The 20982-nt window shown below is 72.4% G+C and carries 20 protein-coding genes and 1 pseudogene; 19 read left to right on the top strand and 2 right to left on the bottom strand.

The genetic code is table 11. From position 1 onward, the window contains the following. Positions 1-128 precede the first annotated feature (128 nt). Positions 129-2042, top strand: coding sequence for an ATP-dependent zinc metalloprotease FtsH (ftsH, locus tag ACFWIC_RS23105; protein ID WP_380361207.1), 1914 nt, complete (start codon positions 129-131; stop codon positions 2040-2042). Between the two features lie 231 nt (positions 2043-2273). Here the strand turns inward: ftsH and ACFWIC_RS23110 are convergent, their stop codons facing one another. Beyond that, positions 2274-3101, bottom strand: a complete 828-nt coding sequence (locus tag ACFWIC_RS23110) for a class I SAM-dependent methyltransferase (RefSeq protein WP_380519901.1) — start codon at positions 3099-3101, stop codon at positions 2274-2276. A 195-nt stretch (positions 3102-3296) separates the two neighbouring features. Here ACFWIC_RS23110 and proS point away from each other — a divergent pair, with 195 nt between their 5' ends. The 18 genes from proS to ACFWIC_RS23200 all read left to right on the top strand — a co-directional run bounded on the left by proS (position 3297) and on the right by ACFWIC_RS23200 (position 19905). Continuing rightward, the gene (gene proS / locus ACFWIC_RS23115; protein WP_380361206.1) at positions 3297-4709 is read left to right on the top strand and encodes a proline--tRNA ligase; all 1413 of its coding nucleotides are present in this window, start codon (positions 3297-3299) and stop codon (positions 4707-4709) included. Positions 4710-5223: 514 nt separating this feature from the next. Continuing rightward, positions 5224-5802 carry a hypothetical protein gene (locus ACFWIC_RS23120; RefSeq protein WP_327681034.1) on the top strand — a complete coding sequence of 193 codons (579 nt, stop codon included), beginning with the start codon at positions 5224-5226 and terminating at the stop codon, positions 5800-5802. Between the two features lie 372 nt (positions 5803-6174). Beyond that, entirely contained in the window at positions 6175-6603 is a 429-nt protein-coding gene (gene rpsP, locus ACFWIC_RS23125; RefSeq protein WP_329882883.1) for a 30S ribosomal protein S16, read from the top strand. Positions 6604-6605: 2 nt separating this feature from the next. Further along, positions 6606-6845, top strand: a complete 240-nt coding sequence (locus ACFWIC_RS23130; protein WP_030306741.1) for an RNA-binding protein — start codon at positions 6606-6608, stop codon at positions 6843-6845. Positions 6846-6982: 137 nt separating this feature from the next. Further along, positions 6983-7576, top strand: a complete 594-nt coding sequence (gene rimM / locus ACFWIC_RS23135) for a ribosome maturation factor RimM (RefSeq protein ID WP_380519902.1) — start codon at positions 6983-6985, stop codon at positions 7574-7576. Between the two features lie 209 nt (positions 7577-7785). Then, positions 7786-8604: a tRNA (guanosine(37)-N1)-methyltransferase TrmD gene (gene trmD, locus ACFWIC_RS23140; protein WP_329882918.1), complete on the top strand. Its 819-nt coding sequence runs from the start codon at positions 7786-7788 to the stop codon at positions 8602-8604. Positions 8605-8758: 154 nt separating this feature from the next. After that, positions 8759-9109, top strand: coding sequence for a 50S ribosomal protein L19 (rplS, locus tag ACFWIC_RS23145; RefSeq protein WP_063347674.1), 351 nt, complete (start codon positions 8759-8761; stop codon positions 9107-9109). A gap of 77 nt (positions 9110-9186) precedes the next feature. Then, positions 9187-10086 (top strand): signal peptidase I, encoded by a 900-nt coding sequence (gene lepB / locus ACFWIC_RS23150; protein ID WP_380519903.1) that lies wholly within the window; start codon positions 9187-9189, stop codon positions 10084-10086. Between the two features lie 199 nt (positions 10087-10285). Continuing rightward, complete coding sequence (gene lepB / locus ACFWIC_RS23155) at positions 10286-11137, top strand: signal peptidase I (RefSeq protein WP_329951679.1); 852 nt, start codon at positions 10286-10288, stop codon at positions 11135-11137. Between the two features lie 247 nt (positions 11138-11384). Continuing rightward, positions 11385-12389, top strand: coding sequence for a signal peptidase I (gene lepB / locus ACFWIC_RS23160; RefSeq protein WP_329882887.1), 1005 nt, complete (start codon positions 11385-11387; stop codon positions 12387-12389). Between the two features lie 145 nt (positions 12390-12534). Further along, complete coding sequence (gene lepB / locus ACFWIC_RS23165; protein WP_380361202.1) at positions 12535-13290, top strand: signal peptidase I; 756 nt, start codon at positions 12535-12537, stop codon at positions 13288-13290. Between the two features lie 118 nt (positions 13291-13408). Then, entirely contained in the window at positions 13409-13882 is a 474-nt protein-coding gene (locus ACFWIC_RS23170) for an NUDIX domain-containing protein (protein ID WP_329951681.1), read from the top strand. A 55-nt stretch (positions 13883-13937) separates the two neighbouring features. Further along, positions 13938-14264 (top strand): DUF2469 domain-containing protein, encoded by a 327-nt coding sequence (locus tag ACFWIC_RS23175; protein ID WP_030306725.1) that lies wholly within the window; start codon positions 13938-13940, stop codon positions 14262-14264. A gap of 168 nt (positions 14265-14432) precedes the next feature. Then, positions 14433-14999: a YraN family protein gene (locus tag ACFWIC_RS23180; RefSeq protein ID WP_329882890.1), complete on the top strand. Its 567-nt coding sequence runs from the start codon at positions 14433-14435 to the stop codon at positions 14997-14999. Position 15000: 1 nt separating this feature from the next. Next, positions 15001-16743, top strand: coding sequence for a YifB family Mg chelatase-like AAA ATPase (locus tag ACFWIC_RS23185; protein WP_380519904.1), 1743 nt, complete (start codon positions 15001-15003; stop codon positions 16741-16743). Next, entirely contained in the window at positions 16740-17945 is a 1206-nt protein-coding gene (gene dprA / locus ACFWIC_RS23190) for a DNA-processing protein DprA (protein ID WP_329951683.1), read from the top strand. The genes ACFWIC_RS23185 and dprA overlap by 4 nt, the downstream gene beginning before the upstream one ends. A gap of 324 nt (positions 17946-18269) precedes the next feature. Next, positions 18270-19187: an RNA polymerase sigma factor WhiG gene (gene whiG / locus ACFWIC_RS23195; protein ID WP_380361208.1), complete on the top strand. Its 918-nt coding sequence runs from the start codon at positions 18270-18272 to the stop codon at positions 19185-19187. A 145-nt stretch (positions 19188-19332) separates the two neighbouring features. Further along, positions 19333-19905 (top strand): helix-turn-helix domain-containing protein, encoded by a 573-nt coding sequence (locus tag ACFWIC_RS23200; RefSeq protein WP_329882919.1) that lies wholly within the window; start codon positions 19333-19335, stop codon positions 19903-19905. A gap of 163 nt (positions 19906-20068) precedes the next feature. On the opposite strand, the pseudogene ACFWIC_RS23205 reads toward ACFWIC_RS23200, so the two are convergent. Further along, positions 20069-20809, bottom strand: a pseudogene (locus tag ACFWIC_RS23205) (peptidoglycan DD-metalloendopeptidase family protein); the annotation flags it as partial. Positions 20810-20982 lie beyond the last annotated feature (173 nt).

Here is a 20982-nt window from a genome sequence, read left to right on the forward strand (position 1 = left end):
GGCGGGCGGGCGGCCGGCCGGGCACGGAGGATCGGCCGGCCGGGCACGGAGGGGCGGCCGTCCGTGCGGCGTGTGCGGCGCGGCGTTGCGGTTGAAGGACCCGAGCAGATGTCCGTATTGTCCGATGGGTGACCGATCCCGTGCCGCCGCGCCAGACCCCCGACCAGCCGTGGCGCTCCGAGGGCGCCCCTCCGCCGCCACCCCCGCGCCGCAAGATGCCGGGCGGCTGGATCGGCCTCGTCCTCACCGCCCTCGTGGTGTTCCTGATCAGCGATCTGCTGCTGTCCTTCTTCGGTCCCGGCGGCGCCACCACGATCTCCTACACCGAGTTCAACAACCAGCTGAACAAGGGCAACATCACCAAGATCTACTCCAAGGGCGACTCGATCGAGGGAACCCTCAAGAACGCCGAGCCCAAGCCGGACGGTGAGAAGGGGACGTACACCGACTTCGACACCCAGCGCCCGGTCTTCGCCGGTGACGACCTCTGGGCCACCCTCCAGCAGCAGGGCGTCGAGGTCACCGCCGAACCGGTCGTCCAGCAGCGCAGCTTCCTCGTCAACCTGCTGTTCTCGCTCGCCCCGATGCTGCTGCTCATCCTGGTCTGGGTGCTGCTCGCCCGGCGGATGGCCGGCGGCCTGGGCGCCGGCCCGCTCGGCCGCAAGACCCCGCCGAAGCCGGTCACCGCGGAGTCCGGCAAGCGCACCACCTTCGCCGACGTGGCCGGTATCGACGAGGTCGAGGCCGAGCTCACCGAAGTGGTCGACTTCCTGAAGAACCCGCAGCAGTACCGCAGGCTCGGCGCCAAGATGCCGCGCGGCGTGCTGCTCAGCGGCGCGCCCGGCACGGGCAAGACCCTGCTCGCCCGGGCCGTCGCGGGCGAGGCCGACGTGCCGTTCTTCTCCGCGTCCGCCTCGGAGTTCATCGAGATGATCGTCGGCGTCGGCGCCAGCCGGGTCCGCGAGCTGTTCGCCGAGGCCCGCAAGGTCGCCCCGGCGATCGTCTTCATCGACGAGATCGACACCATCGGCCGCCAGCGCGGCGGCGGTGGCGGCACGGGCGGCCACGACGAGCGCGAGCAGACGCTCAACCAGATCCTCACCGAGATGGACGGCTTCACCGGCTCCGAGGGCGTCATCGTCATCGCCGCCACCAACCGGGCCGACGTGCTCGACCCGGCCCTGCTGCGCCCCGGCCGGTTCGACAGGCGGATCACCGTCAGCCCGCCGGACCGCGACGGCCGCGCCGCGATCCTGCGCATCCACACCAGGGCCGTCCCGCTGGCCGAGGGCGCCGACCTCAACCGGCTCGCCAAGGTCACCCCGGGCATGACCGGCGCCGAACTGGCCAACCTGGTCAACGAGGCCGCCCTGCTGGCGGTCAAGCGCAGGCAGGACGCGGTCGGGGAGCGCGACCTCTCGGACGCGCTGGAGAAGGTCCAGCTGGGCGCCGTCCGACCGCTGGTCATGCCGCAGGCGGAGCGCGAGCGGACGGCGTACCACGAGAGCGGCCACGCCCTGCTCGGCATGCTCCAGCCGGGCGCGGACCCGGTCCGCAAGATCACCATCGTGCCGCGCGGCCGGGCCCTCGGGGTCACCCTCTCGACCCCGGAGACGGACCGGTACTCCTACACCGAGCCCTACCTGCGCGGCCGGATCATCGGCGCGCTCGGCGGGATGGCCGCCGAGCAGGTCGTCTACGGGGTCATCACCACCGGGGCGGAGAACGACCTGGAGCAGGTCACCAACATCGCCCGCGGCATGGCCGGCCGCTGGGGCATGAGCGAACGGGTCGGCCGGCTCACCGCCGTCCCGTCCGACCCGCAGGGTGCGTACGGGCTCTCCGCCGCGCCGACCACCCTGGACGCGGTGGACGAGGAGGCCCGGCGGATCGTCTCCGAGTGCTACGACGAGGCGGTGCTGCTGCTGACCGAGCAGCGGTCCCGGCTGGACGCGCTGGCGGAGGCCCTGCTGGCGGCGGAGACGTTGAACGAGGAGGAGGCGTACCGGGCGGCGGGGGTGCCGCGGAAGTCGCTGGACTGAGGGGTGGGGGGCGGGGGGCGGGGGCTGCGGCGCGGGTGTGCGCCGGCGAGGTGTGGGGGCCGGCCAGGTCTGCGCCGGCCAGGTGTGCGCCGGCCAGGTGTGCGCCGGTGAGGTGTGCGCGGACAGAGGCACGGGGCGACCGGGGCGTGCGCCGGGTCGTGCGCGCCCCGGTCCGTCGGTTCCGCCGCGGTCCCGCCGCCGTTCCGCTGTCGTTCCGCCGCCGGTGACCCGTCAGCGCGGCCGCTCGGCGACGAGGTAGCGGAACACGTTCTCCATCCGCACCGTGCCGTCCGGCCGCAGGTACGGGTGCAGCGCCTCCTCCAGCTCCTTCGCCACCAGCGGCAGCCCGGAGAACTCCGCGGCCGCGTCGTACAGACCGGTGGAGAGCAGCCCGCGGACCGCGCTGTCCAGGTCCGGGTAGGCGAACGGGCAGCCGACCCGGCCGCCGCCGGCCGGCCGCAGACCGGTTCCGGCCAGCAGGTCCTCCAGCGCTCCGGGCGGACTCAGCTCGAACGGGTCCCGCGCCGTGCTGCGCCGGGCCATCCGGCGCGCCACGTCCAGCACCGCCGCGCTCCCGCAACGCTCCCGCGGCCCCCAGGAGGCCAGCACCACGTGTCCGCCGGGGAGCGTCAGCCGGGCCGCCTCGGCCACCGTCCGGTAGGGATCGGCGGATCCGGGGAGCCCCTCGAAAACAGTGACCAGCGAATAGGCCGAGCGGGCGACGGCCACCGCCGTCCGGGGCCCGCTCCCCACCCGCAGCCGACGGCCGCGGGCCAGCTCGCGCAGCTCGCTCTCCGGCTCCAGGCCGGCGACCTGCGCACCGCGTCCCGCGGCGAGCAGCAGCGCCAGTCCCGACCGGCAGCCCAGCCCCAGCACGCTGGTGGCGGGACCGACCTCCAGACGGTCGTGGACGGCCTCGTAGAGCGGCACCAGCATCCGTTCCTGGATCTCCGCCCAGTCGCGCGCCCGGGCGGCGGCGTGCTCGGCCACCGAGCGCGGGTCGTGCGGTGGTGCGCCCGTGGGTCGTACGGTCGTGCCGGTCACCCGCGCTGAAGGCATCGCGGTCTCCTATCCGGTCCTTCGGTGTGCTGCTCCGGCCCCCCAAAGTCCCGCCCCACTCCAGCGAACAGCGGCTCGGGCGCGGCGTCCAGAGGGGTGCGGGGTGGTGCGCGCGTGTCGGGGTGGTGCGCCCCCGGGTGAGACGCCGCGCTATCGATTCGAAGTCGAAGGCCGGATCGCCGTACCATTCGCCCCATGGCTAAGGCACCCGTTCTCACCCCTCAGGCGGAAGACTTCCCGCGCTGGTACCAGGACCTCATCAGCAAGGCCGAGCTGGCCGACAACGGTCCGGTGCGCGGCACCATGGTCATCCGACCGTACGGCTACGGCCTGTGGGAGCGGATGCAGCAGGAGATGGACGCGCGGATCAAGAAGGCCGGCGCCCAGAACGCCTACTTCCCGATGTTCATCCCGCAGTCCTACCTGACCAAGGAGGCGGAGCACGTCGAGGGCTTCGCCCCCGAGCTCGCCGTGGTGACCCACGGCGGCGGCAAGCAGCTGGAGGAGCCGGTCGTCGTCCGTCCGACCTCCGAGACGATCATCAACGAGTACTTCTCGAAGTGGGTGCAGAGCCACCGCGACCTGCCCCTGCTGATCAACCAGTGGGCCAACGTGGTCCGCTGGGAGCTGCGCCCGCGCGTGTTCCTGCGCACCACCGAGTTCCTCTGGCAGGAGGGCCACACGGCCCACGCGACGTACGAGGACGCCCGCGCGTACGCCTCGATGATCCACACCCAGGTCTACGGCGACTTCATGACCAACGTGCTGGGCATCGACGTCGTGCTCGGCCGCAAGACCGCCAAGGAGCGCTTCGCCGGCGCCATCAACACCCTCACCCTCGAAGGCATGATGGGTGACGGCAAGGCGCTGCAGATGGGCACCAGCCACGAGCTGGGCCAGAACTTCGCCAAGGCGTTCAACACCACGTACCAGCTGCAGGGCGCCGAGCGCGAGTACGTCTGGCAGACCTCCTGGGGCGTCTCGACCCGCATGGTCGGCGGCCTGATCATGTCGCACGGTGACGACAACGGTCTGCGGGTCCCGCCGCGGCTGGCCGCCGTCCAGGCCGTCGTCCTCGCCATCAAGGGCGACGACGCGGTGCTCGCCAAGGTCCGCGAGATCGGTGCCCGGCTGGAGGCCGCCGGCATCCGGGTGGTCGTCGACGACCGCACCGACACCCCGTTCGGCCGCCGCGCCGTGGACTGGGAGCTCAAGGGCGTGCCGCTGCGCATCGAGGTCGGTCCGCGCGACCTGGAGAACGGCACCGCGATGCTGGCCCGCCGGATCCCGGGCGGCAAGGAGCCGGTCGCGATCGACGGCCTGGTGGAGCTGCTCCCGGGCATCCTCGACGAGGACCAGGCGCAGTTGCTGCGCGAGTCGCGCGAGCGCCGCGTGGCCCGCACGGTCGACGTGAAGAACCTCGACGAGGCCGTCGAGGCCGCCGCCACCGGCTGGGGCCGCATCTCCTGGGCCGAGCTCGGCCCGGCGGGCGAGGCCAAGCTGGCGGAGCAGGGCGTCTCGGTGCGCTGCATCGTGGCCGCCGACGGTTCGGTGCCGCAGACGGACGATCAGGACGGCAACATCGCGATTGTCGCGCGCGCCTACTGACGGACGACCACGGAGACGGACGACCACGGACGACTGTGCGCAACCGGCGCGGTACCTCGGTGGCGTTGTCGGCGTGGGTGATGTGTCGTACGGGATGTGTCGTGAGAGATGTCGTAATACGACATCCACTGACGCGGACTGACGGCTGTTGACCGGCGCTGCGGTGAATTCGCGGGGCCGCTGACCGGGCTTGTTCCGCGCATGTCTCACATGTCGGCATCGCTACTGGTCGGTCAACTGCCGGTATTAACGGAATAGCGGTACGGTGTACGGCCCGTGGCCCTGTCAACTCGACAGGTCCGCGGGCCGTACGTCCTGGGGGCGACAGCCCGTCCCCGGACGGAATTGACGAGGCTCGCCGAGCTCGGCGGCCCCAAACCAGCAGGGGGTTGGTCTTGCGTCAGATCCGGAACGCGCATTTCGCGCGGGCTCGCACATTCCTGAGAGTTTCCTGGGAATTCCCGGGGAACGGGAACACGCGGAACATCAGCTCCTACTCCATCGTTGGTCTAGCGTGAGCACGACACAGCCCCTCGTTCTCGCGGCCGAACTGGCCGCCGCCTGGAGTGACATCCAGGCCTACCATCAGGACCTCCCCGACCTCGCCTCTCCCGAGGCGTTGATCGGCGAGTCCTCCTCGGCCTGTGGTACCCGGCTCGGTTTCGAGCGGCTCCTCCACGAGGCTGCCCATGGTCTGGCCGCGGCCCGGGACATCCGGGACACCTCGCGGGCCGGCCGCTACCACAATCGGCGCTTCCTCCTCCTGGCCTCCGAGCTGGGCCTGGCGCACCCGGTCGAACCGCACGCCAGTAGCGGCTTCTCCCAGGTGACCATGCTCAAGGAGACCCAGGAGCGGTACGCCGAGACCATCGAACGCCTGGATCGCGCCCTGGGAGCGCACCAGGAGGCGGTGGCCGGTGAGGGAGCCTCGCGCGCCTTCCGCGGGCCGGCCGCCCGGCACGGCTCCTCCGGGGGTGGCGTCCGGGTCAAGGCGGTCTGCGGCTGCGGTCGCAACGTCCGGGTCGTTCCGTCCGTCCTCGCGCAGGCGTCCATCGTCTGCGGGGCCTGCCAGCAGCCGTTCAAGATCGCGTAGTCCGGGGAGCTGGAACAGCTCGGGGAACCCGGGGAACCGGTCGGTGGCTGTGCGGGCAGCGTGCCGGGCCGGAGCGATCGACGGCGTTCGACAATGATTCGCCAGTGATGTGGAAGTGGTTGGGCTGACCGGGAGCGGGGGCTCCCGGTCGACCTGTTTCCGGGCCCCTTCACGGCGGGCGCCGAAGGGGCGGCCGGTCCCGGCTCGTGCGAGGCGGTCTGCGCCGGTATGGCACAATGGACAGCTGAGTACTCGGCAGCCGAGCAGGACCCCTCTCTCCTACGGCTGGCGTGTCCCTTGAACGGCCCACCTCGCAACCCCACGCGACGGCAGGGCCGCTCACCCACGTCAACACCAGGAGAATCCACTCCCGTGGCAGTCAAGATCAAGCTCAAGCGTCTCGGCAAGATTCGCTCCCCGCACTACCGCATCGTCGTCGCGGACGCCCGCACCAAGCGTGACGGCCGCGCGATCGAGGAGATCGGCATCTACCAGCCGACCTACAACCCCTCGAAGATCGAGGTCGACACCGACCGCGCCCAGTACTGGCTGTCCGTCGGCGCCCAGCCGACCGAGCCGGTTCTCGCCATCCTCAAGCTGACCGGCGACTGGCAGAAGTTCAAGGGCCTGCCGGCTCCGGCGCCGCTGCTCGTCGCCGAGCCGAAGGTCGAGGACTTCTCGCACCTGTTCGCCAAGGCCGTCGCCGGCTTCGAGGACGCCACCACCGGTGTCGCCATCACCCCGAAGGCCAAGAAGTCGGACAAGGTCGAGGCTGAGGCCGACGCCGCCGCCGAGGCCTGAGCGTGATCGAGGACGCCCTCGACCACTTGGTGAAGGGCATCGTCGAGCACCCCGACGAGGTGCAGGTGCGCTCGCGCAACCTGCGTCGGGGCAACACCATCGAGGTGCGTGTGCACCCCGATGACCTCGGCAAGGTGATCGGCCGGGGCGGCCGCACGGCGCGCGCACTGCGCACCGTGGTCGGCGCCCTCGGCGGTCGCAACGTCCGGGTCGACCTCGTCGACGTGGACAGCATTCGCTGACGCAGCTGTTCGTTGTTCGGACAGCCGTCGGATTCGAGGCCGGCCGGGACGCATGTCGTCCCGGCCGGCCTTCGCCGTTTTCTCGTGCTGCCCACCGCGGCAGCCTTCCCAAGCACTCACCCAGGAGAACGATCACCGTGCAGCTCGTCGTCGGCAAGATCGGCCGCGCCCACGGCATCAGGGGAGACGTCAGTGTCGAGGTCCGCACCGACGAGCCGGAGCTCCGGCTCGGGCCCGGTGCCGTCCTGCTCACCGACCCCGCGTCGACCGGGCCGCTGACCGTCGAGTCCGGCAAGGTGCACAGCGGCCGGCTCCTGCTGCGGTTCGCCGGCGTGAAGGACCGCAACGCCGCCGAGGCGCTGCGCGGCACCGTCCTCATCGCCGAGGTCGACCCGGAGGAGACCCCGGACGACCCGGAGGAGTACTACGACCACCAGCTGATCGGCCTGGACGTGGTGCTGCTCGACGGCACCCCGGTCGGTGAGCTCACCGAGGTCGTCCACCTGCCCTACCAGGACCTGCTCACGGTCAGGAAGGCCGACGGGACGGAGGTGCTGGTGCCCTTCGTCACCCGGATCGTGCCGGTCATCGACCTGGAGAACCAGCGCGCCGTGATCGACCCTCCGGGCGGGCTCATCGACCCGGCGGGGGCCGAGGTCGCCGGGAGCGAGGCCGAGGAGCCCGCCGACGGCCCGGAGGCGTCGGCCGAGGGCCGGGAGGAGTCGGAGTGACCACCGAGGAGCCGACCGTTCCCGTCGGTGCCGATGCCGGTGCCGAGGTCGGGTCCGGTGTCGAGGTCGGGTCCGGTGTCGAGGTCGGGTCCGGTGTCGAGGTCGGGTCCGGTGCCGGGTCCGGTGCCGAGGTCGAGTCCGGTGCCGAGGGCGGTGCCGGTGTCGAGGCCACCGGTGTCGTCGCCGGGGTCGCGCCGGTGCAGAGCGGGATGCGGATCGACGTCGTCTCGATCTTCCCCGAGTACCTGGAACCGCTGAACATCTCGCTGGTCGGCAAGGCCCGCGCTCGCGGCCAGCTCGACGTGCACGTCCACGACCTGCGCGACTGGACGCACGACGTGCACCGGACCGTCGACGACAGTCCGTACGGCGGCGGCCCGGGCATGGTGATGAAGCCCGAACCGTGGGGCGAGGCGCTCGACGCGGTGATCGGCCGGGGCCCGGCGGGGGAGGTGCCGACCCTGGTGGTGCCCACCCCGAGCGGTCGGCCGTTCACCCAGGAGCTCGCGCAGGAGCTCGCCGGTCGTCCGTGGCTGGCGTTCACCCCCGCCCGCTACGAGGGCATCGACCGTCGGGTGATCGACGAGGCCGCCACCCGGATGCCGGTCGTCGAGGCGTCGATCGGCGACTACGTGCTCGCCGGGGGCGAGGTCGCGGTCCTGGTCATGGTCGAGGCGATCGCCCGGCTGCTGCCGGGTGTGCTCGGCAACGCCGAGTCCCACCGGGACGACTCCTTCGCGCCCGGCGCGATGGCCGACCTGCTGGAGGGCCCGGTGTACACCAAGCCCGCCGAGTGGCGCGGACGGGCGGTGCCGGACGTGCTGTTGAGCGGCAACCACGGCCGGATCGCCCGCTGGCGGCGCGAGCAGGCATTCGCCCGCACCCTGGCCAACCGGTCGGACCTCGTGGAGCGCTGGCGGTACGGGGCCTTCGACAAGAAGGACCGGGAGGCGCTCAGCGTCCTCGGCCTGGCCTGGGACGAGGGGCTCGGCCGATTTCGGTCAGCGGCCGGTGATGTGGAAGAATAGGCCGCTGTTGTCTGTCGCTGGGCTCCTCCCGTAGGGGTCACGTGGTTCGGCGCCCCCGCCACGGGGGGACCGCCGGTCGCCGATGCGGCCCGCAGCACACCCCATTGTGACGAACTTCCGTGGGCGGCCCGTGGCGCCTGCGATGGAGAGCAACATGAGCAACAAGCTCGCTGCTGTCGACGCGGCTTCGCTGCGTAGCGACATTCCGGCCTTCCGCGCCGGTGACACCCTGAAGGTGCACGTCCGGGTCATCGAGGGCAACCGCTCCCGTGTCCAGGTCTTCCAGGGCGTCGTCATCCGCCGCCACGGCGCCGGCGTCGGTGAGACCTTCACCGTTCGCAAGGTCAGCTTCAACGTCGGTGTCGAGCGCACCTTCCCGGTGCACACCCCGGTCGTCGAGAAGATCGAGGTCGTGACCCGCGGTGCGGTTCGCCGCGCCAAGCTGTACTACCTGCGTGACCTCCGCGGCAAGGCCGCGAAGATCAAGGAGAAGCGCGACCGCTGATCCACCGTCCTCCGGCTCCGCCGGGGGATCGGATCGCTCTGGGGGGCCGGCCTGCCGCACGGTAGGCTCAGCCCCCGATGAGCACGCACGAACCACCCGCGGACCGCGACGGCTGTCCCGCACCCACCGGTGCGGACTCGCCGACGCGGTCCGCGGTCGTTTCCGCGGGGGCTTCTGCGGACAGGTCCGCGGACCGGGTCGCCGCGGACGCGGCAGACACCGGGGAGCGTGCTGCCGGGACTGCCGGGACTGCCGGCACTGCCGGCACTGCCGGGGACGCCGAGGACGCGGAGGAACCGGCCCGGTCGCGGTCCCGGGACCTCCTGCTGCTCACGGGTGTCTGCCTGTTCGTCCTGCTGCTGGTCAACGCCTTCGTGGCGCGTCCGTTCTCGGTGCCGTCCGCGTCGATGGAGAACAGCCTGCGCCCCGGCGACCGCCTGATCGTGAACAAGCTGTCCTACGCGTTCGGCGGCCACCCCGAACGGGGCGACGTGGTGGTGTTCGACGGCACGGGTTCCTTTCTGCGCAAGCCGGTCGAGCGGGACGGGTTCTGGACCGGGCTTCGCTCCTTCGGCCGAACCGTCGGTCTGGTGCCGGCCGGCGACACGGTCTACGTGAAGCGGGTCATCGGTGTCGGCGGCGACCGGGTCACGAGTGCCGGCCCGGGGCACCCGATCACCGTGAACGGCGTGCCGGTCGACGAGTCCGCCTACCTGGCGCCGGGGGACGAGCCGTCCGCGGTGGCCTTCGACGTGGTGGTCCCCGCCGGCAAGCTCTGGGTGATGGGTGACCACCGAACCGCTTCCCGGGACTCGCGCGACCACCTCGGCGAGCCCGGCGGCGGGTTCGTCCCGGAGGGCAGGGTGATCGGGCGGGCCGCCTGGGTGGTCTACCCGGTCGGGCACTGGAGCAGCCTGGACCGGCCGGCGGCGTTCGCCGCGACAGGGGGGACGGGTGGTCATGGGGACCCGAGGTAGGGGCCGGCTGGTCGACCGTCCCGCCCCCGGGTCCACCGGATCCCCAGGGGCGGGGAAAGAGGCAGGGGCAGAGGCAGGGGCAGGGGAAACACCGGAACCGTCCTGGCCGGAGCCGGTCGGCGCCGAGTCGGCGGGGCCCGAACCCGTCGGTCCTCGCCGGACCGGTCCTGAGCAGGTCGGTCCTGAGCAGGTCGGGCCGGTGGTCCGGGGCCGGGCCGAGCGTCGGCGCACCGCCCAACGGGCGGCCCGTCGCCGCAGACGTTCCCATCTGCGGGAGATCCCGCTGATCATCGTGGTGGCGCTGGTGGTGGCGCTGGTGATGAAGACCTTCCTGGTCCAGGTCTTCGTGATCCCCTCCGGTTCGATGGAGCAGACCATCCAGATCGGCGACCGGGTGCTGGTGGACAAGCTGACCCCCTGGTTCGGCGCCGAGCCGGAGCGCGGCGAGGTGGTGGTGTTCAAGGATCCGGGCGGCTGGCTGGAGAACGGCCACCACGGCCCGTCCTCGGACGGGCCCGTCCTGCGCGGGGCCAAGCAGGTGCTGACCTTCGTCGGACTCCTGCCGTCGGACAGCGAGCAGGACCTGATCAAGCGCGTGATCGGAGTCGGCGGCGACACGGTGGAGTGCTGCGACGAGCAGGGCAGGGTCAGCCTCAACGGCAAGGCGTTGGACGAGCCCTACCTCGCGCCGGGCAACCCTGCCTCCCGGCAGCCGTTCAAGGTGAAGGTGCCGCAGGGGCGGCTCTGGGTCATGGGTGACCACCGGGACGTGTCCGCCGACTCCCGGTTCCACATGGGGAATCCGGGCCAGGGAACCATCCCGGTGAGCGGAGTGGTGGGGCGGGCGTTCATGATCGCCTGGCCGCTGGGCCGGGTCCATCAACTTGATGTGCCGGTTTCACTCTCCTCGGTGGCGCAGGGCCCGGGGGCCCGCGGAACTGTGCCGAACTCCGTGGATGTTGGGCCGGGTCCTGAGGAACCTCCGCTCGTTATGGGTGTGTTGGGCATCCTTCCGCTCGTCGGCCGCAGGGTGGGGCGGGACCGACTGTAGGTCGGAGCAGGCCGATGACCGGCCGGGTCGCGCGTGTGGGACCGCGAGCCGGATGCCCGGGAGTGATAGAGAAGAGTGCTGGTGCGGCCTGTCCGTGTTGACTGGTCGCATTCGAAGGCTGTGCTGGTGTCAGGTGCGCCCGGACGGGGTGGTCCTGACGTTCACGGTCGGTGGTGGAGCGTGGTGCCCGCTGTGCGGCACTGTGAGCGCGGACGCACGGGCGTCCGCACAGCAGGGAGGAGACGTTGTGGGGGATTTGGTGATCGGCGCCCGCTCAGGCGCCGGAGAGCCCGAGGGCTCCGGCGGCAGGGCGGCCCGGTCCGCGGAGTCGACTGCGCCTTCGGCCTCGGCCGAGGATGCGACGGCCCAGTCCGCCGACGAGCACGGTGACGGCGCGGGTGACGCCTCCGAGGACACCGGAGGTGGGACCACGCCGGCCGACGAGGCGGAGGAGCAGTCGGGCCGGACCGAGCGCAAGCAGCGCTCGTTCTGGAAGGAACTGCCGATCCTGATCGGTATCGCCCTGGTCCTGGCGCTCGTGATCAAGACCTTCTTCGTTCAGGCGTTCTCCATTCCGTCGGAGTCGATGCAGAACACGCTTCAGGTCGGGGACCGCGTCCTGGTGGACAAGCTCACCCCGTGGTTCGGTGCCGAGCCGGAGCGCGGCGAGGTCGTGGTGTTCCACGACCCGGGCGGCTGGCTGGCCGACGAGCCCACCAACGAGAGCAGCAACTCCTTCGTCCGGGGCATCCAGGAAGTGCTCAGCTTCGTCGGCCTGATGCCCTCCGACAACGAGAAGGACCTGATCAAGCGGGTCATCGCGATCGGCGGCGACACCGTCGAGTGCGAGGGCGAAGGCCCGGTGAAGGTCAACGGGATCGCGCTCGACGAGCCGTACGTCTTCCCCGGGAACACCCCCTGCGGCACCAAGCCGTTCGCCCCGGTGAAGGTCCCGGAGAACAGCATCTGGGTGATGGGTGACCACCGCGCGGACTCGCTCGACTCGCGGTTCCACATGGACCAGCCGGGCGGCGGCACCGTCCCCGTCGACGAGGTGATCGGGCGTGCCTTCGTGGTGGCGTGGCCGATCGACCACTGGTCGACGCTTCCGGTGCCGGCCACCTTCGACCAGAAGGGCCTTGCGTCGGCTGCGCCGGTGGTACCGGCCGCTGCCGGGGCCGTGGGCGCCGTCGCCCTGCTCCCGCTGGTGCGCCGACTGCGGAACCGGGCGGAGCGCGACAAGCGGTCCTGACACCGAACCTCTTGTTCCCGGGTCTTGCGCGGGCCGTGGTACCGACGAGTAATCTGCTCGGACGTGCCACGGCCCGCCGGGTTTTCCGCCCGTGGACCGGGCGCACCGTGAGCGTTTCCGGGTCTGTCAGGGGTGGACGGTATCGATGAGCAGTCTCGCGGAACGGGCGCCCGACCGTCAGCCGGCCGCCCCGCAGCCCCGGTCCCGCTTCAAGCCCGCAGCCGTACTGCAAGGGGTGCTGCTCGGGCTCGGGCTGGTCCTGATGATCGGCGGCTTCGCGGTGATCGCCGTGAACTACCGCCCCTACGACATCCCGACCGCCTCGATGGCCCCCACGCTCCAGGTCGGGGACACCGTGCTGGCCAGAAAGACCGACGGCGCGGACATCGGCCGCGGTGACGTGGTGATCTTCCGTGACCAGGCCTGGGGCGCACAACCCATGGTCAAGCGCGTCGTGGCGGTCGGCGGTGACACGGTCGCCTTCGACGGGGGACAGCAGCGGCTGACCGTCAACGGCAAGCCGGTGGAGGAGTCCTACCTCTCGGCGCAGGGCCCGCAGGGCGGTTCCTACAGCGTGACGGTTCCGGCGGGCCGCCTGTTCCTGCTCGGCGACAACCGGCTGGGCTCGCTCGACTCCCGCGTCCACCTGGAGGTCGACGGCGGGACCGTCCCGGCCGCCGACGTGGAGGCCCGGGTCGAGGGCACCGTGCTCCCGTTCGGCCGGGCCGGCCTGCTCGCCGGTACCAGCGCCTTCGACGAGGTCGGCGGACCCGGCCCGGCCGGACCCGGTCCACTGGAGCCCGCCTTCTACGCGACCGTTGTAGGCGCGGCGACGGTCGTGGTGACCTCGGCGGTGGGCGGAGCGGCAGGTCTGGTCCGCAAGCGCCGCCGGCCGTCCTGACCCCGGCCGGTACCGCGCGTGCCCGGGCCGCTCTGTCGAACCTCGCCCCGGACGCCCGCGCCGGGTGGCAGGATCGGGGGAACGACCGGGTCGGACGAAGGGAGCGTGGAGACCCGCCATGACGGCACAGCGGCGCAGGGCGTCGCGGATCCTGCTGCTCGACGGCCGGGACCGCCTGCTCCTCTTCCACGGCGCCGACCCCGCGACACCCGGCGTCACCTGGTGGTTCACGCCGGGCGGCGGCCTGGAGCCCGGCGAGGACGTACGCGAGGCGGCCGAGCGGGAGCTCGCGGAGGAGACCGGCCTGCGGGGCGTGGAGCTGGGCCCGGTGGTGGCGTACGGCACGGCTTCGTTCTCCTTTCAGGGGCGGCGCTACGAGCAGGAGCAGTGGTTCCACCTCGCCCGGACGACGGACACGGTGCTCGACCACTCGGGCATGGGCGCGGACGAACACGCCCAGCTCCTCGCGGCACGCTGGTGGACGGTCGGGGAACTGAGGGCCACCACCGAGACCGTCTACCCGGTCGGGCTGGTGGACTTTCTGGAGCGGCTGTTGACCGAGGGGCCACCGGTCACTCCGGTAAGGCTCTGAGGGTGGGTGCAGTGGTCCACAATGGGTGGACGTGACAAGTTGAGGGGACGCCTGGATGAGTGCCGAAGATCTCGAGAAGTACGAGACCGAGATGGAGCTCAAGCTCTACCGGGAGTACCGGGACGTCGTCGGCCTGTTCAAGTACGTGATCGAGACCGAGCGACGGTTCTACCTCACCAACGACTACGAGCTGCAGGTGCACTCGGTCCAGGGCGAGGTGTTCTTCGAGGTGTCGATGGCGGATGCGTGGGTCTGGGACATGTACCGGCCGGCCCGGTTCGTCCGCAAGGTCCGGGTGCTGACCTTCAAGGACGTGAACATCGAGGAGCTCGCGAAGAGCGATCTGGAGCTGCCCTCGGACGAGCCCGGCTTCGGGAACTGACGTTGGACCGCCCCGGCCCCGGATGTCCAGGGGAATTTCGCGCATTCCGGGATTACCACTCCTGCGGGTGACAGGAGTTATCCACAGGCCGGGGTTTTCCACAGGAAGTGACAACCTTCTGGTCCGCCCCGGGGCCGCACGGCAACCTCCTCGGCGGAGGTGGTCACCGTGCAGGACACCAAGCGCGCAACGCGCAAGCAGACGGCGAAGGCCCAGCAGGACGGTCGGCCGCCGCGCCGGAGGGCGGCGCGGCCCGGGGCGACCGGCGGGCAGTCCCCGCCGGTCACCCCCGGTGCGGCCGGCCCGGCGCGGACCGGCAACGGCGGCCTCGGCCGCTACGGCGAACAGGTCGCCGCCCGGCGGCTGGCCGAGGACGGCCTGCGCATCCTGGACCGCAACTGGCGGTGCACCGAGGGCGAACTCGACATCGTGGCCCTCGACGGCGACACCGTGGCGGTCTGCGAGGTGAAGACCCGCTCCGAGCGGGGGTTCCAGCACCCCAGCGAGGCGATCGACCGGACGAAGGCCGCCCGGCTGAGGCGGCTGGCGGAGCGCTGGATGGCCGAGCGCTGGCCCGGCCACTTCGAGCGACTGGCCGGACCCGACTACCGGCCGGGGCCCGCCGATCCGCCGTGGGTACCCGTCCCGCCGGGCGGAGTCCGGATCGACCTGGTCGCCGTCATCAACCGGATCCGCGGCGCCGCTTCGGTGGACCACCTGCGGGGGGTGGTCTGAGATGGCCTTCGCCCGGACGTGTTCCGTCGCGCTGGTCGGCGTCGACGGCGTGATCGTCGAGGTCCAGGCCGACCTGGAGCCCGGGGTGGCGGCGTTCACCCTGGTCGGCCTGCCCGACAAGGCACTCACCGAGGCCCGCGACCGGGTGCGCGCGGCCGTCGTGAACAGCGGTGAGACCTGGCCGCAGCGGAAGCTGACCGTCGGACTGAGCCCGGCGTCGGTGCCCAAGAGCGGTAGCGGCTTCGACCTCGCGGTGGCCTGCGCCGTGCTGGCCGCCGCCGAACGGCTGGACCCCTCCGCGATCGCGGACCTGCTCGTCATCGGCGAACTCGGGCTCGACGGGCGGGTGCGCCCTGTGCGCGGGGTGCTTCCGTCGGTGCTGGCCGCCGCCGACGCAGGCTACCTGCGGGTCGTGGTGGCCGAACAGACCGCCGCCGAGGCCTCGCTCGTCCCCGGTGTCACCGTCATCGGCGTGCGGAGCCTTCGCCAGCTGGTGGCCGTACTGACCGGAGCGCCCGAACCGGAGGAGCCGCCCGACCCGGTGGGCGGGCGCCCGGACCCCCTGATGGCCGGCCTGATGCTCCCCGGGGCGGGGGTGCGCGGGCTGCCCGGCGACGCGGCGGCCCGGATGGACCTCGCCGACGTGGCCGGACAGTACGAGGCCCGCAGGGCCCTGGAGATCGCCGCCGCCGGCGGCCACCACCTGTACCTGAAGGGCCCGCCGGGTGCGGGCAAGACCATGCTGGCCGAGCGGCTGCCGTCGCTCCTCCCGCCGCTCACCCAGAAGGAGGCGCTTGAGGTCACCGCGGTCCACTCCGTGGCCGGGCTGCTCCCGGCCGGTCGGCCGCTGATCGACCGCGCGCCCTACTGCGCCCCGCACCACTCCACCACCATGCCGGCGATCGTCGGCGGGGGCAGCGGACTGCCGAGACCGGGCGCCGTCTCGCTGGCCCACCGGGGCGTGCTCTTCCTGGACGAGGCACCGGAGTTCCCGGTCCGGGTGCTCGACGCCCTGCGCCAGCCGCTGGAATCGGGCGAGGTGGTGATCGCCCGTTCGGCCGGATCGATGCGGCTGCCGTCCCGCTTCCTGCTCTGCCTGGCCGCGAACCCCTGCCCCTGCGGGCGCCACTCCCGGCGGGGAGAGGGCTGCGAATGCACGCCGGCCATGGTCAGCCGGTACCAGGGGAGGCTCTCCGGACCGTTGCTGGACCGGGTCGACCTGCAGGTCCAGGTCGCCCCGGTGACCAGGGCCGAACTGATGCAACGGGACAGCACGGCGGAGACCACCGAGATCGTCGCGGCGCGCGTCCTGGCCGCGCGTGAGCGGGCGGCTGCCCGGCTGGCCGAGACCCCCTGGCGCACCAATGCCGAGGTCCCCGGTTACGAGCTCCGCACCCGTTGGCAGTTGGCGTCGGGCGCGCTGAACGACGCCGCGCGCCAACTGGAACGCGGTCTGCTGACCGCCCGCGGCCTGGACAGGGTGCTCCGGGTCGCCTGGACGGTCGCCGACCTCGCGGGCCGGGACCGCCCCGACCGGCGCGACGTCAGGACCGCGCTCGTCCTGCGCACCGGGGTCGAACAGGGGCTCCCGCTGACGGAGCGTTTCGACGGCTGGTCCGGCCCGTCCGGCCCCGCCCCGGAGGGGGACGGTGACCCGGTGGAGAAGGAGAAGCGGCCGGCCCGCCCGCGTACGGCCCGCACGAAGCCCGACCGGCACGCGGAGACCGAGGAGACCGTCGTATGAACCGCACCGCCGACCACCGCAGGCACGGCTCGTCGCCGGGGACCAAGGGAGCCCCGGGGGTCGGGTCGGAGACCGTTCCCGGGATCGAGTCGGAGCGTCTCGCCAGGGTGGTGCTCAGCCGCCTCAGCGAACCGGGCGACGCGGTGATCGGCCGATGGCTGGCCCGCCTCGGGGCTCCCGAGGTGCTGCGGACGATCAGGGACGGCACCGTGCCCGGCCAGCCGGGCCCGGACGCCGGCCGGTTGGCCGGATACCGGGCCCGGCTGGCCGACCTCGATCCCGTCGCCGACCTGGAACGGGTACGAGAGGCCGGTGGACGCTTCATCATTCCGGGCGACACGGAATGGCCGAGCCAGCTGGACGATCTCGGGGAGAGCCGGCCGATCGGGTTGTGGGCGGCAGGCCCCGGATCGCTGCGCCTGCTCGCCCTGCGTTCGGTCGCCGTCGTCGGCGCCCGGGCGTGCACGGCGTACGGCGCACACGTCGCCGGAGAGCTCTCCGCACAACTCGCCGAACGCGGATGGGTGGTGGTTTCCGGTGGGGCGTACGGGATCGACGCGGCGGCCCACCGCGGCGCGCTGGCGGTCGGCGGGATGACCATCGGGGTCCTCGCCTGCGGGGTGGACGTGGCCTACCCGCGGGGCAACACCGACCTGATCCGCAGGATCGCCGCCCAGGGGCTCCTGCTGAGCGAACTCCCGCCGGGGGAGCACCCCACCCGGTTCCGGTTCGTCCTGCGCAATCGGGTGATCGCCGCCCTGACCAGGGGCACGGTGGTGGTCGAGGCGGCGATGCGCAGCGGGGCACTCAGTACGGCCCGACGTGCCCGCGACCTCAACCGGCACACCATGGGCGTCGCCGGGCCGGTGACCTCGGAACTCTCGGCCGGGGTGCACGCCCTGATCCGCGGCGGCGCCACCCTGGTCACCGACGCCGCCGAGGTCGCCGAACTGATCGGCGCGATCGGCGACGACCTGGCACCGCAGCGGAGCGGGCCGGTCCTGCCGAGGGACCTGTTGGAGCCGGAGGCGGCGCTGGTCCTGGAGGCCGTGCCGGCCACGGCGGAGGGCGCGCCGGTGGAGCGACTGGCCCGGCAGTCCGGACTCCCGCCGGACGAGGTGCTGCACCGGCTCTACGAGTTGGGTTCGCTCGGTTACATCGAGCGCCACGGAGCCCACTGGCGCCTGGTCAGGAGGAGGTGACGCGCAGGCGCGCAGGCGGGCAGGCGGGCAGGCCGTCGGGCGGACCGGTCGGGCTGCGGTTCGCCGCCGCCGGTACCCGGTTCCGGCGACACGAGTGCCACCGGATCGAGGGACGCCCGAGTGGCGGTAGCACTCTGCAGCGAGTCGGTCACGCTACGCTCGCCATGCCTTCCCTATCAGCACATGACTCGGCAGAACGGCGCAGACCAACGCATGCCCACACACATTCCGGGACACAGAGTGACCGGTGGCGCCCGGTCCTCGGGAGGGCCGCGGACCGAGCGGCGCCCCGTGACCGAGTTCCCGTCCAAGGCCACGGGCGGGATGGGGTCCCTGGCGCGGCAAGGCGGCCGACCGGCGCACACCGGGGCGCACGACGACCGGCCGGACGCGTCCGGCGCCTCCGACGACGCGTCGGCCATCGCGCCGGCCCCCGCACCGGTCGAGACCCCGGCCCCCCGCCGGGCGACGGGCGGCCAGGACCGCACGGCTCTCGAAGCACTCTGGCGCTCCTACAAGGAGACGGGTGACCAGCGGCTGCGGGAACAACTGATCCTGCACTACTCACCACTCGTCAAGTACGTCGCGGGCCGGGTGGGGGTCGGCCTGCCCTCCAACGTGGAGCAGGCCGACTTCGTCTCCTCCGGTGTCTTCGGACTGATCGACGCGATCGAGAAGTTCGACATCGACCGCGCCATCAAGTTCGAGACCTACGCGATCAGCCGCATCCGCGGCGCGATCATCGACGAGCTCCGGGCGCTGGACTGGATCCCGCGCTCGGTGCGACAGAAGGCGAAGGCGGTCGAGCGGACGTACGCGACCCTGGAGGCCCGGCTGCGGCGGACGCCGCACGAACCCGAGGTCGCGGCCGAGATGGGCATCGCCATCGAGGACCTGCACGCCATCTTCAGCCAGCTCTCGCTCGCCAACGTGGTCGCCCTGGACGAACTGCTCCACCCCGTCGGCGAGGGCGGCGACCGGCTGAGCCTCATGGAAACCCTGGAGGACCACGGCGCCGACAACCCGGTCGAGGTGGCGGAGGATCGGGAGCTCCGCAGGCTGCTGGCGCAGGCCGTGAACACCCTGCCCGAGCGGGAGAAGACCGTGGTGACGCTCTACTACTACGAGGGGCTGACCCTCGCGGAGATCGGTCAGGTCCTCGGGGTGACCGAGAGCAGGGTCAGCCAGATCCACACGAAGTCGGTGTTGCAGTTGCGCGCCAAGCTTTCGGACATTCGGTAGGGACGCTCGGCCGTCGCGCACGCCGGGCCCGCGCCCCTGTGCCTCTTGGCGCTTCCCTTCCGCGACCTCTGCGACGCGCGGCACCGTACCGGCGCGCTGTAGGGCTCCGTACAGTGGGAGGGTGCCGAAGATCCGAGCGGCCAGTGTGGCCGAGCACCGTCAGTTGCAGCGGGCAGCTCTTCTTGATGCTGCCCGCAGTCTCCTCACCGAAGGAGGCATGGAAGGGCTGAGCTTCCCCGCGCTCGCCGCGCGTACGGGGCTCGCGCGCTCCTCGGTGTACGAGTACTTCCGTTCCCGTGCGGCGGTGGTCGAAGCGCTCTGCGAGGTCGACTTCCCGCTCTGGGCGGCCGAGATCGAGGCCGGCATGGAGAGCTGCGACACTGCGGCCGAGCGGATCGAGTCCTATGTCCGCGGACAGTTGCTGCTGGCCGCGGACCCGCGCCACCGGGCGGTCGCCGCGATCTCCGCGCTGGAACTCGACGACGCGGCCCGTGAACGCATCCGGGCGGCGCACGGGAAGCTGGCCGGACTGGTGGTCCAGGCGCTGGAGGACTTCGGACACGAGCGGCCGAGGCTCGCCGCAGCGCTGCTCCAGGGGATCGTCGAGGCGGCCGTACGGCAGTCCGAGCAGCGCGCGGCCGGCGGGCGGGCCGAGAGTCCCGAGGTGATCGCGGACGCCGCCGTCGCCCTCGCCCTGTACGGGCTGGGGCCCAGCTGACCCCTTCTCCCACCCCGGGTGGTGAGGGTGCGGCCGAGCCCGGGCCGCCGTCCGCGCCATCCGCTCCGCCGTCCGCTCCGCCGCGCGGGTGACCCCCCGGATCGTCGCCGAGCGGTAGCAGACGGGCAGTGCCGGCGCCGAGCAGGGCCGGCGGGTCGAGGTACCGCCTGCCGCGCAGCAGGCCCCAGTGCAGGCAGGACCCGTCGGCGCAGTGGCCGACACCGGTGGTGAGCCGCCCGATCACCTGGCCCGCCACCACCGGGGTGCCCACCGGGACGCTGCCGGTCACCGGCAGGTAGGTGGTGCGCAGTGGTGGAGCCGGAGGCGCGGCGGACGTCGGGTGGGTGACCGTGACCACGGGGCGGCCCGCCACTGGTCCCGCGAACGTCACCACGCCCGGTGCCGCCGACCGGACGTCCGCGCCGGGCGCGGCGGCCAGGTCGACGCCCCGGTGGCCGGCGGCATAGGGGCCGGCCGGCGCATCGAACCGGTCGACGATCTCGCCCGGCCAGCCCTGGGGACCGTCCACCGGCCATGACCGCTGCTGCCCCCGGTTCCCGCTTCCGGTCCCGGCCCCTCTCCCTTGTCCGTCGACCCCGACCCCGACCCCGACCCGGGCCCCGAACCCGTCACCCTGACCGCCGTTCCCGCTGACGGACTCCTCGGCCGCATGCCCCGCCGGTCCGGGCAGGACGGTCAGCAGCAGCGCCGTCAAGGTCAGCAGTGCGAGCAGCAGCACCCTGTGGCCGTGTCCGGGACCCGGCCCGGGCGGCGGGAGCGCCAGCAGGGGGCCCGCACCCGAGCCGGCACCCGAGAAGCCGCGCCCTGCGGAACCGCGCCCCGCGGAACCACGACCTGCGGAACCGCGGCGTGCACCGACCGAAACACCCGTCATTGCCGTCATGCGGTCGAGGCTCCCCGTGCCGCCCCCGCCCCACCAGCCCTGTTCCGGTACCTGTGGACAACCGGCCCCTGTGGACAGCGGCTGTCCCCCCAACGGGTGCACGCCGTCGGCGGACGAGGGCCCGGGAGACCCGCCCCGTGTCCTCGTCCGCTTCCCGCCCGTACCGGCGCGCG

Origin of the sequence: Kitasatospora sp. NPDC127035, assembly GCF_042726075.1 — a bacterium.
Taxonomy (GTDB): Bacteria; Actinomycetota; Actinomycetes; order Streptomycetales; family Streptomycetaceae; genus Kitasatospora.

What these genes read in the sequence shown, in the direction of transcription:
- lepB (WP_380361202.1), top strand. Translation starts at nt 12,535, where the DNA reads ATGAGCAGTCTCGCGGAACGGGCGCCCGACCGTCAGCCGGCCGCCCCG.
- rplS (WP_063347674.1), top strand. Translation starts at nt 8,759, where the DNA reads ATGAGCAACAAGCTCGCTGCTGTCGACGCGGCTTCGCTGCGTAGCGAC.
- lepB (WP_380519903.1), top strand. Translation starts at nt 9,187, where the DNA reads ATGAGCACGCACGAACCACCCGCGGACCGCGACGGCTGTCCCGCACCC.
- ACFWIC_RS23170 (WP_329951681.1), top strand. Translation starts at nt 13,409, where the DNA reads ATGACGGCACAGCGGCGCAGGGCGTCGCGGATCCTGCTGCTCGACGGC.
- whiG (WP_380361208.1), top strand. Translation starts at nt 18,270, where the DNA reads ATGGGGTCCCTGGCGCGGCAAGGCGGCCGACCGGCGCACACCGGGGCG.
- ACFWIC_RS23185 (WP_380519904.1), top strand. Translation starts at nt 15,001, where the DNA reads ATGGCCTTCGCCCGGACGTGTTCCGTCGCGCTGGTCGGCGTCGACGGC.
- trmD (WP_329882918.1), top strand. Translation starts at nt 7,786, where the DNA reads ATGCGGATCGACGTCGTCTCGATCTTCCCCGAGTACCTGGAACCGCTG.
- ACFWIC_RS23110 (WP_380519901.1), bottom strand. Translation starts at nt 3,101, where the DNA reads ATGCCTTCAGCGCGGGTGACCGGCACGACCGTACGACCCACGGGCGCA.
- proS (WP_380361206.1), top strand. Translation starts at nt 3,297, where the DNA reads ATGGCTAAGGCACCCGTTCTCACCCCTCAGGCGGAAGACTTCCCGCGC.
- dprA (WP_329951683.1), top strand. Translation starts at nt 16,740, where the DNA reads ATGAACCGCACCGCCGACCACCGCAGGCACGGCTCGTCGCCGGGGACC.
- ACFWIC_RS23175 (WP_030306725.1), top strand. Translation starts at nt 13,938, where the DNA reads ATGAGTGCCGAAGATCTCGAGAAGTACGAGACCGAGATGGAGCTCAAG.